General features: G+C 34.2%; 14 protein-coding genes. 12 read left to right on the forward strand and 2 right to left on the reverse strand.

The window, feature by feature from the left end; all coding sequences use genetic code 11:
- The first annotated feature begins 6 nt into the window (after positions 1-6).
- The 7 genes from RB619_RS01770 to RB619_RS01800 all read left to right on the forward strand — a co-directional run bounded on the left by RB619_RS01770 (position 7) and on the right by RB619_RS01800 (position 8,300).
- Complete coding sequence (locus RB619_RS01770; RefSeq protein ID WP_308093384.1) at positions 7-1,506, forward strand: RagB/SusD family nutrient uptake outer membrane protein; 1,500 nt, start codon at positions 7-9, stop codon at positions 1,504-1,506.
- Between the two features lie 11 nt (positions 1,507-1,517).
- Positions 1,518-3,131, forward strand: a complete 1,614-nt coding sequence (locus tag RB619_RS01775) for a PKD domain-containing protein (protein WP_308093387.1) — start codon at positions 1,518-1,520, stop codon at positions 3,129-3,131.
- 11 nt (positions 3,132-3,142) lie between these two features.
- Positions 3,143-4,813, forward strand: a complete 1,671-nt coding sequence (locus RB619_RS01780) for a glycoside hydrolase family 16 protein (RefSeq protein ID WP_308093389.1) — start codon at positions 3,143-3,145, stop codon at positions 4,811-4,813.
- Positions 4,814-4,892: 79 nt separating this feature from the next.
- Positions 4,893-5,651, forward strand: coding sequence for a glycoside hydrolase family 16 protein (locus RB619_RS01785; RefSeq protein ID WP_308093390.1), 759 nt, complete (start codon positions 4,893-4,895; stop codon positions 5,649-5,651).
- 305 nt (positions 5,652-5,956) lie between these two features.
- Positions 5,957-6,541 carry an RNA polymerase sigma factor gene (locus RB619_RS01790; RefSeq protein ID WP_035648741.1) on the forward strand — a complete coding sequence of 195 codons (585 nt, stop codon included), beginning with the start codon at positions 5,957-5,959 and terminating at the stop codon, positions 6,539-6,541.
- A gap of 50 nt (positions 6,542-6,591) precedes the next feature.
- Positions 6,592-6,735 (forward strand): hypothetical protein, encoded by a 144-nt coding sequence (locus RB619_RS01795; protein ID WP_166638431.1) that lies wholly within the window; start codon positions 6,592-6,594, stop codon positions 6,733-6,735.
- 503 nt (positions 6,736-7,238) lie between these two features.
- Positions 7,239-8,300 (forward strand): hypothetical protein, encoded by a 1,062-nt coding sequence (locus tag RB619_RS01800; RefSeq protein WP_308093398.1) that lies wholly within the window; start codon positions 7,239-7,241, stop codon positions 8,298-8,300.
- Positions 8,301-8,357: 57 nt separating this feature from the next.
- On the opposite strand, the gene nth is transcribed toward RB619_RS01800, so the two are convergent.
- Positions 8,358-9,026, reverse strand: a complete 669-nt coding sequence (gene nth, locus RB619_RS01805; protein WP_308093401.1) for an endonuclease III — start codon at positions 9,024-9,026, stop codon at positions 8,358-8,360.
- A 325-nt stretch (positions 9,027-9,351) separates the two neighbouring features.
- Here nth and RB619_RS01810 point away from each other — a divergent pair, with 325 nt between their 5' ends.
- Together RB619_RS01810 and bcp are read left to right on the forward strand one after the other, a co-directional pair.
- A complete protein-coding gene (locus RB619_RS01810; protein ID WP_308093404.1) occupies positions 9,352-9,618 on the forward strand; it encodes a hypothetical protein in 267 nt (88 codons plus the stop codon).
- A gap of 81 nt (positions 9,619-9,699) precedes the next feature.
- Positions 9,700-10,152 carry a thioredoxin-dependent thiol peroxidase gene (gene bcp / locus RB619_RS01815; protein WP_308093407.1) on the forward strand — a complete coding sequence of 151 codons (453 nt, stop codon included), beginning with the start codon at positions 9,700-9,702 and terminating at the stop codon, positions 10,150-10,152.
- 141 nt (positions 10,153-10,293) lie between these two features.
- Here the strand turns inward: bcp and RB619_RS01820 are convergent, their stop codons facing one another.
- Positions 10,294-11,754 (reverse strand): TonB-dependent receptor, encoded by a 1,461-nt coding sequence (locus tag RB619_RS01820; protein ID WP_308093410.1) that lies wholly within the window; start codon positions 11,752-11,754, stop codon positions 10,294-10,296.
- Between the two features lie 90 nt (positions 11,755-11,844).
- On the opposite strand from RB619_RS01820, the gene RB619_RS01825 reads away from it, so the two are divergent.
- From RB619_RS01825 to RB619_RS01835, 3 genes are read left to right on the forward strand one after another with little or no spacing between them, the layout of a single operon-like run.
- The gene (locus RB619_RS01825) at positions 11,845-12,609 is read left to right on the forward strand and encodes an MBL fold metallo-hydrolase (RefSeq protein ID WP_308093413.1); all 765 of its coding nucleotides are present in this window, start codon (positions 11,845-11,847) and stop codon (positions 12,607-12,609) included.
- A gap of 12 nt (positions 12,610-12,621) precedes the next feature.
- The gene (locus RB619_RS01830) at positions 12,622-13,125 is read left to right on the forward strand and encodes a hypothetical protein (RefSeq protein WP_308093416.1); all 504 of its coding nucleotides are present in this window, start codon (positions 12,622-12,624) and stop codon (positions 13,123-13,125) included.
- 47 nt (positions 13,126-13,172) lie between these two features.
- Entirely contained in the window at positions 13,173-13,613 is a 441-nt protein-coding gene (locus RB619_RS01835) for a hypothetical protein (protein WP_308093419.1), read from the forward strand.
- Positions 13,614-13,726 lie beyond the last annotated feature (113 nt).

A 13,726-nucleotide genomic window follows, 5' to 3' on the forward strand; every position in this document is an offset into this window, starting at 1 on the left:
ATTAAAATGAAAAAATATTTATATACAACCGTTATAACACTTACTCTATTTTCGACTTTATGTATTTCTTGTTCGGATGAGTACGTTGATCCTACACCAGAATATTCTATCGATTCTGAAAACTATTTTAACTCAAAAGCAGATTATGATCAAGCATTAATTGCCGCTTACGATTTGCTTCAGGCTTCTTATGTAAATGTTTTATTGGGCGAAATTGCCTCAGATAATACATTATGTGGAGGAGAAAGTCCGACTGACGTTATTGGTTTTCAACAGATAGACGACATGATTCATACGCCAGTAAACAGCAATTTAAGAGATGTCTGGAACTGGATGTTTGCAGGTGTACAAAGAGCCAATTATATTCTTGAATTTCAAGATAAGACAGATTTTCAAGGAAAAAATCAAATTATAGCCGAAGCACGTTTTCTTAGAGCATACTATCAGTTTGAGTTAGTAAAATGGTTTGGTGGTATACCAATGAAAGGAGATGCTAGGTTTAAAATTGGAGATGAAAAAACAGTACCGCGTTCTAGTAAAGAAGAAGTTTACGCTTCTATTGAAGCCGATTTGACTTTTGCGGCGGCTAATTTATCTCCAATTGCTTCTCAAAAAGGGCGTGCTACAAAAGGTGCAGCTTTGGCACTTTTAGGAAAAGCGTATTTATATGAAGGTAAATTTGCTCAAGCTGCATCTGCTCTTGATGGCGTAATAACGTCAGGGAAATATTCTTTGGTAGCAGACTATAATTCCATTTTTGAAATGGACGGAGAAAATGGCGCTGAATCTGTTTTTGAAGTGCAGTACACAGATGTTGAAGGAGCAGGTTTTGGATGTCTACAATGTAGTGAGGGTAACGTAGCGGTTGGTTTCAGCGGTGTCAGAAATTTTTCAGGTCCACTTTTTTCTTCAGGATTCAGTTTTAATGTTCCAACGAAAGAAGGTGCCGATTCGTTTGAAGCTGGCGACAAACGAAAAGATGTTGCGATTTTAGATATCGCTGCTTTTGCTGCTGCAAATTCTAATTATGATGGCGGAAAAGGCGTGAGCTACGGAAAAGGAAATGAAGACACTGGATATTTCAACAGAAAATATCTTCCAAGAAAAAGAAGTTCAGCAGCAGCTGGAGATTTGAATTTAACAAATCCAAACAACTACAGAGCGATTCGTTATGCAGATGTTTTATTGATGGCTGCCGAAGCGTATAGTCGTGCAGGAAACAATGATGCAAAAGCAAGAGACTATTTAAATCAGGTAAGAAGACGCGCTTTTGGAGACAATAATCACGATATCACAGCTTCAGGACAAGCTTTGACTGATTTTATTTATGCCGAAAGAAGAGTAGAACTTTTTGGTGAAGGACACCGTTTCTTTGATTTGGTAAGAACTGGAAAAGCTGTTGGGAAAATTCCTGGTTTTACAGCTAATAAGAACGAATTATTTCCACTTCCAATTGAAGAAATTCAATTCGCAAATGGAAACTGGCAACAAAATCCTGGATACTAAAAAATACAATTATGAAAAAGATATATTTAATACTAAATCTATTCGTTTTAGCAACGCTGATTGCTTGCGCAAACGATGATGCTCTTGATGTTGATTTAGACAGTGCCGCTGCACCTTCTAATATTTCGGCATTGACAACTGTTACTCAGGATAATACTGGAAAAGTTACTTTTATACCTACGGGAGAAGGAGCAACGCAGTACAAAATTAATTTTGGAGATGGAACTCCAGAGTCAGCTTATATTCCTTCTGGCGGTACTTTAACCCATACTTATAAGGAAGGAACTTATAAGTCGAAAATTACTGCAATGAATGTGAATGGAAAAACGACTGAAGTGACAAAGGATGTTGTCGTTTCATTTAGAGCTCCAGAAAAATTGGTTGTTGAAATCACAAATGATTTATCAGTATCCAAAAAAATAACCGTAAAAGCAACTGCAGATTTTGCTTTGTTTTATGATGTTTATTTTGGAGAGGCAGGAAAACCAGATCCAATTTCGGCAAATAATGGCGAATCAGTTTCTTATACGTATAAAGAAGCTGGAGTTTATACCGTTCGTGTAGTTTCTAAAAGCGCGGCAATCAAAACAACAGAATATACGGCACAAGTTACTGCAAAATTGGTTGTGGCGCCTTCAGCATCGGCACCAACGCCACCAAATAGACAGCCGGCAGATGTTATTTCGATTTACGGTACAAAATATACCAATGTTGCAGGAACAAATTATTTCCCAGATTGGGGTCAGGCAGGACAAGGAAGCAGCTGGGCAGAGTTTGATTTGAACGGAGATAAAATGCTGAATTATATTAAATTAAGTTACCAAGGAATCGCATTGGCAGACAATGTTACGATAGATGTTTCGAAAATGGAATATTTACACATGGATGTTTGGACAGCAGATGCACAAAAAATTGAAACTTCATTGATTCAGACTGGACCTTCAGAAAAACCTGTAGTAAAAGATCTTATAGCTAATCAATGGACAAGTATTGATATTCCAATTTCGGCATGGACAAGCCAAGGATTAACAGTAGATAAAATTTTCCAATTGAAACTTGTTGGGACGCCTTGGGCTGGAGGAACTGTATTTATAGATAATATTTATTTCTACAAAGCACCAGCAGAATCAATCGCATTGCCTATTGATTTTGAATCTACAAACTTAACTTATGCTTGGGGAGGTTTTGGAAATGTTATTGCTTCAATGACAACAAATCCAGATAAAACTGGAGCAAATGTATCTGACAAAGTAGTGAAATTGGAGAAAAAGCCAGGCGCAGAAACTTGGGCAGGAGCAAGCTTAAATCTTGATGCTTCACCAGATTTTTCAAAAGGAACTAAAGTAAAAGTGGCGGTTTGGTCTCCAAAAGTAGGCGCTGATATTTTATACAAAATGGAGCTTTCGACTTCTCCAAAAGATGGAAACGGAAATCCAAGCGTTAATTTTGAGGTGCATGCATCAACAACTGTTGCAAATGCTTGGCAAATATTAACTTTTGATTTGACAAGCGCAGCAAGCTTTGATGCTACTGTAAAATACGACAGAGTAATTTTATTTCCAGATTTTGGACAAACAGGAACTGGAGCGACTTATTATTTTGACGACATAAAACAATCCAATTAAAACAAGAAATCATGAGCAAAAATATAATTATAAAGATAGTATCCATATTTACGATTCTCTTGATGACGGGTTGTCAAAAAGATGATTTTACTTTTGGATCAATAGATTCACCAACAAATCTTAAAGTTACTTCCGAGGTTATTGGTAAAACTGCTACAGCTCCAAACGGAGATGGATCAGGAACTGTAAAATTTACAGCTAAGGCTGACGGCGCAATCTCATACAAATACGTCTACAGTGACGGAACATCAGACAATGCACCTAACGGAGTAGTAACAAAACGTTTTACAAAAACCGGCGTTAATACCTATACGGTAACAGTAATTGCTTCTGGAAAAGGAGGCGTTAGCAGCACAACTACAACTGATGTTACAGTTAAAAGTGACTTTAGTGATCCTGAAGCGGTACAGTTTTTAACAGGTGGTACTTCTAAAAAATGGTATTGGTCGGCTTCAGAAGCTGGGCATTTAGGTGTTGGTCAAAATGACGGCGATGCAACTAAAAATTATTTTGGAAACTATTATCAGGCTGGAGCTTGGGAAAAAGCAGGTTCGCCAACAAGCAGCTGTTTATACGGAAACGAGTTGACATTCTCTCTTGAAGGTGATCAGCTTAAATTTCAATTAAACAATGGTGGCGCAACTTTCTTTAATGCAGCTTTTGAAAGTGTAGGAGGAGGAAGCTCAGGTTCTGATGCTTGTTTGCCGTATGATACTTCAGGGAAAAAATCGGTGTCATTAAGTCCTTCAGAATCTGTTGTAATGCAAAATCCAAATCATGCAACGCAAACCAGAGGAACTATGATGAATTTCTCTGATAACGGATTTATGGGTTATTATATAGGTCAGAGTTCTTATGAGATTTTATCGATCACAGCAAATAGAATGGTGGTTAGAGCCGTTATGGGCGGAAATGCATCATTGGCTTGGTATCATATTTTTACGACTACAAAACCAACTCAGAATCCAACAACTCCAGATAAAGATTATACTAATTTAGTATGGTCTGATGAGTTTAATACCGATGGAGCACCAGATGCTTCAAAATGGGTTTATGATTTAGGACGCGGCGATAATGGATGGGGAAATAATGAAAAACAGAATTATACGAATTCGTCAACAAACGTAATTGTTCAAGGAGGTAATTTAAAAATTACGGCTAAAAAAGAAGCTTCTGGCGGTGCTGATTATTCTTCAGCCAGATTGAAATCTGAAGGGAAATATAAATTTACGTATGGAAAAGTTGAGGTTCGTGCGAAACTTCCAATCGGTGGCGGAACCTGGCCAGCAATCTGGATGCTCGGAGCAAATTATGCAACAAATGCATGGCCAGCTTGTGGAGAATTAGACATTATGGAACACGTAGGAAACAGCCAAAATGTAATTCATGGCACGCTTCATTATCCTGGACATTTCGGCGGAACTGCTAATACAGGTTCTAAAACAATCGCAAATGTGTCAACAGAATTCCATATTTATAAAACAATCTGGAGTCCTGAGGCTGTAAAAATATATGTAGATAATGAGTTAATTCATTCAGTTGCTAATGATGCGAGTTTGCCTTTCAACAAAGACTTTTTCTTAATTTTGAATGTTGCAATGGGAGGTAATTTTGGTGGTAATATTGATGCAGCTTTCACGCAGTCTTCAATGGAGATTGATTACGTAAGAGTATATCAATAGATTAAATTAATTAGTAAGAATGAAGGAGAAGGTCAGTTTCGGCTGGCCTTCTCAATTTTTATAATTTTAAAATAAAACTATGAAAAAGGTGTTTTTGCTGCTGCTAGTCAGTAGTGCTTGCTTTGCTCAGGAAGTAAAAAGAAAGCTTGTCTGGGAAGAGAATTTCAATAAAAAAGAGTTAAATGAAAAAGAATGGAATTTCGAACTTGGCGACGGTTGTCCTAATCTGTGCGGATTTGGAAACAATGAAAGACAGATTTATACCAAAACAAATCACTCATTTGAAGATGGAAATCTAGTTATTGAAGCCAGAAAAGAAGGTTCTAAATACACTTCGACTAAAATTACTACCAAAGGGAAAAAGGATTTTAAATACGGTCGTATTGAAGCAAGAGCAAAACTGCCTGTTGGTCAAGGAATTTGGCCAGCATTCTGGATGTTAGGAGCTAATATTGATCAAATTCATTGGCCAAAAGCAGGCGAAATTGATATTTTAGAATACATTGGGCGCGATCCTGGAATGGTCTACACCACTTTACACACACAAGACAGCCACGGAAATACAATCAATACCAAAAGAACGCCATATCCTAATATTGAAGAAGGGTATCATGTGTTTGCAATTGAATGGACTAAAGATAAAATGGACTTTTTTGTAGACAAAACATTGGTTTATACTTTTAATCCTACGGTAAAAAATGAAGATACTTGGCCTTTTGACAAACCTTTCTATATAATTGTCAATGTAGCTGTTGGAGGAAATTTTGGTGGACCAGAAGTTGATGATAAAATTTTTCCTCAAAAGTACTATGTAGACTATATACGTGTGTACCAATAAAATAATCTAAAAAGAAGATGTGAATAGCTTGTAAATATTTAATTGTAAGTTATTTACGTCTTTTTTTAACGGTTTTTTCCATGCATAAAATTTAATGTTTTAACGGACTTTCCTAATAAAATTTAACTTATGTGTATGTTTTTTAAGTTTTTATTGTTAATTATTCTGTGTTTTATTTGCTTTTTAAAATAATAATTTGTTAAATTTGATCACTTAATTAACACAACTAAAAAAAGAGACGCCTATACAATAAAATTACTTTTTAGAAAATTACTCCAAATTAAAAAAACTAAAAAAGTAGTATTATGGCTCATCTGCATATTCCAGACGCTCTGTTAGTGAAAAATTATATCGATGGCAATGAAGTTGCACTGTCGACATTAATTAAAAGGCACGAATCTAAAATATATGGTTTCATATATTCTAAGATTGCTGATAGAGATATTTCAAACGATATTTTTCAAGACACTTTTATTAAGGTAATCAAAACCTTAAAAAGCAATTCCTATAACGAAGAAGGTAAATTTTTGCCTTGGGTAATGCGCATATCTCACAATTTAATTGTAGATCACTTTCGTAAAACCAAAAAAATGCCAATGTACAGAGAAACCGAAGAATTTTCAATTTTCTCTGTAATGTCTGATGATTCGCTGACAATTGAAGGCAAAATGATCCTTGACCAAGTCGAAATTGACTTAAAAAAACTAATCGAAGAACTTCCGGACGATCAAAAAGAAGTATTGGTAATGCGCATGTATCAAGACATGAGTTTCAAGGAAATCTCTGAATTGACAGACGTTAGCATCAATACAGCATTAGGAAGAATGCGTTATGCATTAATGAATTTGAGAAAAATAATTGACAAACATCAAATTATTTTAACCAACTAATACTATTTTGAGTATTAACCCGTTATACTGTATATAAACATTTTTATAGTATGGCAAAAATTTACTCTAAGAAAGCATTAGCTTCTAAAAATTTAAAACCTAAAAAAGAAGTTGTTTCTTTTTTATTAAGTTATTCACAAGCATTAACAGTTGTGAAAATCGAAGATAAAACTTTTGATATTATAGCAAATTAAGCAATCGGTAATTTATGCCGAAAGTTTATTGTTAACGAAAAAACCAAATGGTCGTTTTGGTTTAAAGCTCACTTTTAGTATGTAAAATACTGACAGTGAGTTTTTTTTGCTTTTTATTAAAAATTCAAAAAATATTATAAATTAGCCGTTTTAAGAAAATGTTGTGATTTAGATAAAAAAATATTAACATTTTATTGTGTATTCGTTTTTTAATTCTATTTTAGATAAAAATATGTAATGTTTATATAAAATATCTCTAAACAATGATATTTATAGTGTAAATATTGTTAAAAAATGAATTATTATAAATAATAGCCAAATACGTTTAATCTTTTAAAAATACCAAATATGATAAAAAACTACTCTAGCTAACTTTTAAGTTTGATTACTTTTGAATCCTTTTCCGGAGATCAAAAGTGCAATTTTGCCTCTATTTGAGGATCAACCAACAAAATTGTTGAGAGAAGAACCCAATCTATTTTAACTATCAAACTTGATCTACAATGAAAATGAAACTAATTATTTTATCAACACTATTGATAAATGTTGGGATGTATGCCCAAAAATCACAAATAAAAGATGCACAGGCAATTTTTGATAAAGGTAATTCGCAAGAAGCAATTGCGATTTTAAATAAAACAGAATATCTTATCATAAATGCGCCAGATGAAGACAAATCTGATTTTTATTTTTTAAAAGGAAATGTTCTAAAAGATTTAGCGAGCAAAAATATTGATGCAGCAAACAACTTCAGCCTTGCGTCTCAAGCTTATCAGGATGTATTTTTATTCGAAAATGAATCTGGAAAATTCAAATATACTGTAAAAGCAGGTATGGCTTTAAAAGACATGAAGTCTGACTTGGTGAATGGCGCTATGGCCGATTTTAAAGCGGGAAAATTCAAAGAAAGTGCCGACAAAAGCTACAAAGTATATTTGTTTGACAAAAAAGATACACTTAATTTATTCAACGCGGCCTCGTCATCTATTAATGGTAAAGACTACACTTCGGCAATTAAATATTATGAAGAGTTAAAGAAAAAGAATTACTCTGGAAGCGGTGTTATTTATTATGCTACAAATAAAAAAACGAAAGAGGAAGACGCATTTATTTCGCCAAAAGCAAGACAATCAGGAATCGATCAAGGTCTTTATGAGAAACCAAGAACAGAGTCGGTTCCTTCAAAAAGATTAGACGTAATTAATAATTTAGCTTATTCTTACATGGAAAGTAAAGATTACGCTAAGGCAGAAGCGACTTATAATTACCTTTTAGAGGTAAATCCAAATTATATTGATGCTTATATTAATCTCGCCTATTTGAAATTAGAGCAAAAAAAGGCTTTGGCTGATGAAATTGCTAATTTAGGAACTACTCCAAAAGAAATGCAGCAGTATGATAAGTTAAACGCCAAAAAAGATGATATCGCAAGAAGCGCAATTCCGTTTCTTAAAAAGGCACTAACTATAGAACCTAAAAATCCAGATGTGACAAAAACCCTTTTGGGAGTTTACAGATCTCTGGATATGACAACTGAATATAATGCTTTAAAAGCGGGAATGTAGTTTTTTAAGTTTCAAAGTAACAAAGATACAGAGGCACAAAGGTTTAAACTTTGTGCCTTATTTTTTTGAAGTTGCAAGAGTCTTTTCCATCTCTTCAATAATCGATTTTTTTCCGACAGTTCTCGTGATAATATCTTTTTCAAGGCTCCAGCCTCTTGCAGGCGAATATTCGCGGCCGTACCAAATAATCTGAAGATGTAGATCATTCCAGATTTCTCTCGGAAATAACCTTTTGGCGTCTTTTTCAGTTTGCGCCACATTCTTTCCATTCGAAAGATTCCATCTGTACATCAATCTATGGATATGTGTATCAACCGGAAAAGCTGGAACGCCAAAAGCCTGAGACATTACCACACTTGCCGTTTTATGCCCAACCGCTGGCAATTCTTCAAGTGCTTCAAAACTTTGAGGTACTTGGCCATTATGTTTTTCAATTAAAATTTCAGATAAACCATGAATTCCTTTTGATTTCATTGGCGATAACCCACATGGACGAATAATTTCCTTAATTTCTTCAACCGACATTTTAACCATATCATATGGATTATCAGCTTTCGCAAACAATAAAGGCGTAATCTGGTTCACACGCACATCTGTACATTGTGCCGACAATAAAACCGCAATCAATAAGGTATAAGGATCTTTGTGATCAAGTGGGACAGGTATAGTAGGGTAGAGTTCTTTTAACGTATCGATGACAAATTGTACGCGAGCTTCTTTATTCATTTCCGTATTTTTAGAGTCGTAAAAATAGTGTATTTTTGATGATGTGCCTAATCCAGCTTTCCGTTTCAACTCCTCATTGAGTCAGTAACATTTTTAAGTATTTAAAAGAGCTTCCTTCGGTCGCTTTTTAAATACAAAAAATGTAAACTGCCACAATTCCGGGGTTTTCACTTCAATCTGGGGCATGAAAAAAAAACATCAATTGTTAATTATTAATAAAATATAATAGTAAAACTGATAATCTAAGTTAGTCTAAGAAGTCTAATAATCTAAAATTCTAAAAATAAATCACAGATAAATGGTAAGATTTTTAAAACAATATTTTATGGAAATATTGCTTATTGTACTTATAATTTTTGTTATCTACATTCAAAGAGATTGGCTTTGTAAGGAATATAATCGTGAGGTAGATTTAAATGTTATGCGCTTGATGAAAGACAAAAATGCAACATCTAATATTAAACTATTTGCTGAAGATTCAAAGGAGCAATTTGCATATCAATTAGATCGTTTGATAGCTTTTACTTTTGGAGGATTTAGTTTAATAATAATTAGACGGCTTAATCCAAAGAATAAAATAAAGACGAATTAGATTTATAATATCAGTTTTTTTTTAATAAAACAAAAGATTTAAAATCTAAGAAGTCTAACAACCTAATAATCTAAAAAAAAAATGACAACATTAAAAGCAGGCGATAAAGCGCCAAATTTTTCTGGAACAGATCAAGAAGGAAAAACACACAAACTAGCTGATTACGCTGGAAAAAAATTAGTGGTTTTCTTTTATCCAAAAGCAAGTACTCCAGGCTGTACTGCCGAAGCTTGTGATTTAAGAGATAATTTTCATCGTTTTCAGGCAAATAACTACGAGCTTCTTGGTGTAAGTGCTGACAATCAGAAAGCACAAACCAAATTTAAAGAAAAATACGAATTGCCATTTCCTTTACTCGCCGATGAAGATAAATCGGTTATCAATGCTTTTGGAGTTTGGGGACCAAAGAAATTCATGGGAAGAGAATACGACGGAATTCACAGAACAACTTTCGTAATCAACGAAAAAGGAATTATCGATGAGGTAATCGAAAAAGTAAAAACAAAAGAACACGCAGAGCAGATTTTGAAATAGTTTTCAGTCATAGTTTTCAGTTGTCACCCTGAGCGAAGTCGAAGGGCGCTCCAATTGGAACGTAAGCTTCGACTTCGCTCAGCCTGACAAAACGCGACTGAAAACTTAAAAAAAAAGTCCCAATAAAGGGACTTTTTTTTATTAAGTATTTTGTTCTAACTCTTTCTGCGGATGATACCCAAAAAGATGGTGTTCTTTTATAATTTCTGCAACTCCAGAAGGAAGCATTGGTTCCCAGCCTGTTTTTCCTTGGCCAATCATTTTCAATACTTCTCGAGAGAATACATTTAAAATATCTGGATTGTAATCTTTAATATCAACCACTTTTCCGTTGAATTTAAAGAATTTGTATAATTCTTTCATTCTTGGATGAACTTTCAAATTATCAGAAGTAATAATTTCGCCATTATCGCCTAACATTGGATACAAGAAAACTTTCATATCGCGGTAGAATAATTTACCGAAAGCTTCCAAAATTCCTCCACTTAAATGACGGTAATATTTCTCATCAAAAATATCAACTAAGTTGTTTACACCCATTGCCAATCCCATTCTGGCTTTAGTATAATTAGAGAAATATTCCACAACTTTATAGTATTCTTGGAAATTCGAAATCATTACGGTTTGACCAAGAGAGCAAAGTAATTCCGCTCTATCCATGAAATCACGTTCGTCAATTTCACCATCAGAACGTAAATTCGAAAGCGTAATTTCAAAAACTACTAAAGTATTGTCTTTGTCAACTTTGTTTTCATGTAGAAACATCTTTAATGATTTTTCATACATATCAAGATTTACATTCGTTACAGGACGGAAACTTCCTCTAAAAGCAAGAAGGTTCTTTTTGTATAAAACTGCTGCTGGCAAAACGTTTTTTCCTTCAGGATTAAACATTACGGCATCCGTCATTCCGTTTTTAACTAACTGCAAACTCATTAAACGATTATCAACATCAGCAAAACGAGGTCCTGAGAAGTTAATAGTATCAATTTCAAGCTGATCTTTGTCTAAGTGATCGTATAAATAACGCAATAAACGTTTCGGGTCGTTATATTTATAGAAAGCACCGTAAATTAGGTTTACACCTAAAACTCCAAGAGTTTCCTGTTGTAATCTGGCATCAGTTTCTTTAAAACGAATGTGAAGTATAATTTCGTTGTAAGCTTCGTCTGGTTCAATTTGGTATCTGATTCCTACCCAGCCGTGGCCTTTAAATTGTTTGGCAAAATCTATCGTTGCTACCGTATTTGCGTAGCTGAAGAAAAGTTTGTTTGGGTGTTTTTCACGACTTAGACGTTCTTCGATCAATTCACCTTCAAACGTAAGCATTTTTTTAAGTCGGTTTTCAGTCACATAACGGCCGTCACCTTCAATACCGTAAACGGCGTCACTAAAATCTTTGTCATAGGCAGACATCGCTTTTGCAATTGTTCCCGATGAACCTCCGGATCTGAAAAAGTGCCTAACGGTCTCTTGTCCAGCACCAATTTCGGCAAATGTTCCGTAAATATTCTCGTTTAAATTAATGCGTAACGCTTTGTCTTTTATAGAAGGAATCTGTTCGATGACCTTGTCACCTTTGAGTTTTATTTCTGTACCCATTTTATTTTAAATAGATTTGTTACAAAGTTAGTAAATTAGGCTTCTAATGAAAGAGAAATAATCCTATTTTTGTAAAAAAATTAAGTTCAATTGAAGGTCTATTTTTTAGGTACTGGTACTTCTCAAGGTATCCCGATTATTGGGGTTGATCATCCCGTTTGCAAAAGCACTGATGCTAAGGATAAAAGGCTTCGCGTATCCATATGGATTTCGTGGGACGAGCATTCGTATGTAATCGACTGCGGTCCTGATTTCAGACAGCAGATGCTTTCCTGCGGATGCCGAAAACTCGATGCTATCTTGTTCACGCACGAGCATGCAGATCATACTGCAGGTTTGGACGACATACGTCCGTTTAATTTCAGACAGGGAGAAATTCCGGTTTATGCGCATGAGCGTGTAATTACTAATTTGGAACGCCGATTTGAATATATTTTTGAAACCGTAAACAAATATCCCGGTGCACCAAGCATTAAAACAATTGAAGTTTTAAATAATAAACCATTTGCTGTTGGTGATAAAATGGCTATTCCGGTAAATGTTATGCACGGTGATCTGCAGGTTTTTGGTTATCGTATTGACGACTTTGCTTATTTAACCGATGTAAAAACGATTGAACCGGCCGAAATCGAAAAATTAAAAAACTTAAAAGTTTTAGTTGTAAATGCATTGCGTGTTGAACCGCACGATACACATTTTAACTTGCAGGAAGCACTTGATTTTATTGAACTTGTTAAGCCTGAAAAAGCTTATTTAACCCATATCAGCCATGTTTTAGGTTTTCACGAAGAAGTACAAAAAACGCTTCCGGAAAACGTTTTTCTGGCTTATGATAATTTAGAAATTACAATTTAATTATATTATACAATGAAAAAATCCTTAATGCTTTATCTTTTTATCCTCGCGATATTAATGAACCTTTTTACTTATTCGTTTTACAGTGGCGAATTAAAGTTTCAGCAGGAAAGATATGATAAAACAACTAAGAAACTTAGAGATAGCATAAATTTAGTGTCAGCTAAATTGGCGGATGCGGATTATTTTTCTTTAGAACACAATGAAAATGCGCAAAACTACTTTGATAACAGTGCATCTGGAGGAAAAGTAATTTTATACGAAAAATTGATTCCGGTTGTAACGGAGAAATTATTAGATTTCAACACTAATCCAAAAGGAAATCCATATACAGGTCAAGATAGTATTGGCGGAAAGAAATTTATCATCAATAAAATCAAAATTTTAAACCACAGATGGATTATTGCAGATTATAGCAATGGCGAATTATGGGGAGAAGTCTTGTTAAAATATTTTGTTGATAACGATGATAATATTACCTTTGAAGTAAATCAGACTTGGTTATATCAAAAATAGGATTTTTTAATCCTATTTTTTTTTGTCTAATTCTAAAAATAGGAACTATGAAAAAAGCTATTTTATTTTCGATTATTATAGTTCTTTCTTTCTCTTGCGCTAAAAAAGTTTCAGAAGAAAAGAAAGAAGTAAAACCTGAAACAACAAAACCTGAGCCAAAACCAGCTGTTGTAGTTGGCGGCGATTCAGATGCGCACGGTTGTAAAGCCTCAGCTGGATATACTTGGTCAACATTAAAAAAAGAATGTATCCGAATTTTCGAGGGAACAAAATTGTCTCACTATGATGACGGAAAAACCTATACAACAGCTTCGTATGTAATTTTCGACGGAGACAAAGCAGAACTTTTCCTTGATACTCAAAAAGAATCTATCATTCTAGAAAGAAAGTCGGAAGGTGATTCTTGGAAAAAAGATGATTTAGAATTAATTCCCTGGAAAGGTTATGTTTTGAAAAAAGCTGGGAAGATTCTTTATACGGGGGAATAGTTTTAGTAATCAGTGTTCAGTTTTTTAGTTTTCAGCCGCGGTTTACAGTTTAGAACTTTGTCAAAGTTTTAAACTTTGACAAAGTTTTTTGATCAATTTACTGTTCAAAACTG

The sequence above is a fragment of the Flavobacterium sp. LHD-80 genome (assembly GCF_030929605.1).
Lineage (GTDB): Bacteria > Bacteroidota > Bacteroidia > Flavobacteriales > Flavobacteriaceae > Flavobacterium.

What these genes read in the sequence shown, in the direction of transcription:
- RB619_RS01770 (WP_308093384.1), top strand. Translation starts at nt 7, where the DNA reads ATGAAAAAATATTTATATACAACCGTTATAACACTTACTCTATTTTCG.
- nth (WP_308093401.1), bottom strand. Translation starts at nt 9,026, where the DNA reads ATGAATAAAGAAGCTCGCGTACAATTTGTCATCGATACGTTAAAAGAA.
- RB619_RS01830 (WP_308093416.1), top strand. Translation starts at nt 12,622, where the DNA reads ATGAAAAAATCCTTAATGCTTTATCTTTTTATCCTCGCGATATTAATG.
- RB619_RS01790 (WP_035648741.1), top strand. Translation starts at nt 5,957, where the DNA reads ATGGCTCATCTGCATATTCCAGACGCTCTGTTAGTGAAAAATTATATC.
- RB619_RS01820 (WP_308093410.1), bottom strand. Translation starts at nt 11,754, where the DNA reads ATGGGTACAGAAATAAAACTCAAAGGTGACAAGGTCATCGAACAGATT.
- RB619_RS01800 (WP_308093398.1), top strand. Translation starts at nt 7,239, where the DNA reads ATGAAAATGAAACTAATTATTTTATCAACACTATTGATAAATGTTGGG.
- bcp (WP_308093407.1), top strand. Translation starts at nt 9,700, where the DNA reads ATGACAACATTAAAAGCAGGCGATAAAGCGCCAAATTTTTCTGGAACA.
- RB619_RS01810 (WP_308093404.1), top strand. Translation starts at nt 9,352, where the DNA reads ATGGAAATATTGCTTATTGTACTTATAATTTTTGTTATCTACATTCAA.
- RB619_RS01780 (WP_308093389.1), top strand. Translation starts at nt 3,143, where the DNA reads ATGAGCAAAAATATAATTATAAAGATAGTATCCATATTTACGATTCTC.
- RB619_RS01795 (WP_166638431.1), top strand. Translation starts at nt 6,592, where the DNA reads ATGGCAAAAATTTACTCTAAGAAAGCATTAGCTTCTAAAAATTTAAAA.
- RB619_RS01785 (WP_308093390.1), top strand. Translation starts at nt 4,893, where the DNA reads ATGAAAAAGGTGTTTTTGCTGCTGCTAGTCAGTAGTGCTTGCTTTGCT.
- RB619_RS01775 (WP_308093387.1), top strand. Translation starts at nt 1,518, where the DNA reads ATGAAAAAGATATATTTAATACTAAATCTATTCGTTTTAGCAACGCTG.
- RB619_RS01835 (WP_308093419.1), top strand. Translation starts at nt 13,173, where the DNA reads ATGAAAAAAGCTATTTTATTTTCGATTATTATAGTTCTTTCTTTCTCT.